Below are 1,029 nucleotides of genomic sequence, written 5' to 3' on the forward strand. Positions count from 1 at the left end.
GTAGATGATGCGTTCAAAAGCATCTTTTTCAGCGATATAGCGGTTTAGCCCATTTTGTGTTCCAATCCAAAGATTTTTTTCATGATCCTCTTTCAGTGCGAATATGTAATCATCGGAACTAATAGAACTATTATCGGAACTTGTTCTGTAAATTTTAATCGCCTTACCATTATATCTGTTTAAGCAATCGCGTGTACCAAACCACATATAGCCCCTGCTGTCTTTGCAGATGGATTGAACCGTACTCTGTGAAAGTCCATTGTTTACCGACAAATGATCAAAAGAAAGCTGCGCAAAAGCTTCATTAAAAGAACATAGCAATATCATGCTAGCGATCATTAATGTGTTAAAAGGGCTCTTCATTGGGATGATTGGAAATGATAAATACAGATTTGAAACAATATACATCATTCTCTACAGGTTTACAAATCAGTTCAAACTACTATAATTTTTCACCTAAATAGATTAAATAATATCATTTTTGCAATTCTTCCAATCAAGCCTGACCGGTAAGCTATGTCGCCTCGTCCTTTTTTTACACAAACAGATCATTTCGGAATCTTCAAATCTGCAATTAGCTTCAAGTAATCAATTAAAAAAGTTCGTTAATAGTCTTCCCAGGAGCACTAAATACAAAGAGCTGCATTCATAGAGTATGAATGCAGCTCTTGTTTTTATTCAATTGCAAAAGCACCTATTAATCTTTGCTGGTTATAACTTGGTGTTCGGATCTTGTCGGGTTAACCCTACGGGACAAGATCTACTAAGTATACTTTATATCTTCACTATTTTCACTGTAGCTATCGATTTATTGTTGCCATATATTCTCACTACATATAAACCTGCGCTCAATCCAGATACATCAAAGTCAACACTGTCATTGATAAGTCTCCCACGCTGTAAAGTTCGGCCAAATATATCGAACAGCCGCGCTTCCTGAGCACCGTTATACCCAGTGAGATTTACATGGAGTACCCTTTCTACAGGATTGGGGTATGCCTGCACTTTTATATCTTTATGCTCAGGTAC

2 protein-coding genes are annotated in these 1,029 nt (G+C 36.7%); both read right to left on the minus strand.

Annotated features, from left to right (window positions below; genetic code table 11):
• Positions 1-411: ligand-binding sensor domain-containing protein (locus AC1DPQ_RS28695; RefSeq protein WP_477611705.1), on the minus strand; the 411-nt coding region annotated here is incomplete at its 3' end.
• 363 nt (positions 412-774) lie between these two features.
• On the minus strand, positions 775-1,029 hold a 255-nt coding region (locus AC1DPQ_RS28700; protein ID WP_477611706.1), incomplete at its 5' end, for a T9SS type A sorting domain-containing protein.

The organism is Pedobacter sp. 01T416_2 (assembly GCF_056398925.1).